At 48.0% G+C, this 589-nt stretch carries 1 protein-coding gene; it reads right to left on the reverse strand.

The genetic code is table 11. The annotated features are described in order from the left end of the window. On the reverse strand, nucleotides 1-589 hold a 589-nt coding region (locus tag A3751_RS00400; protein ID WP_197466060.1), incomplete at both ends, for an outer membrane protein transport protein.

Genomic DNA, 589 nt, shown 5'->3' on the forward strand with positions numbered 1-589 from the left:
CCAAGTGGAAGCGTTAGAGAGGTTCCGGTAACAAGTCCTGAAAGGAGTCGCGCTGTTGTTAAAAGCTCTAGATCTCGATCAAAATGGAACGTCCATTCATCCCAGACACTCCAATCAGTCCATGTAGCATCAAGATTAACGGTCCACTCCGGATGAACTCGCATGCTGATACCACTCTTAAACTGCTGCGGAATTTCATAATCCATATAAATATTTCCCGCCTCATATGGTCGTCCTCGAGGAAGACCAAGAATCGCGGCAGTAATCGCACCAATAATCGAGCCGTTAAAGCCTTGCCAGAATGCTGTCCACTCATCCGTGTAGTCCATCAAAAAGGTACCACGCAACTCCATCTCGGCACCCGTCATGTAGGAAGCCCCCCATGAAAACCAATCATTTGGCTCCCAGAGCACCCCGACGTTATATGTTGGGGAAAGTGATTGCTGCATATCGATGTCGATTCGACCAACACTGTCCCACGGACCAATATTACCCTGACAGAGAGAAAGGAAAGGCTGGAGAGGATCACGACGTTTACCGATCGGCTTATCAAATTCACAGGCAAACGCATCCTGTAAAATCTCAGTCA

The sequence above is a fragment of the Oleiphilus sp. HI0080 genome (genome assembly GCF_001635135.1).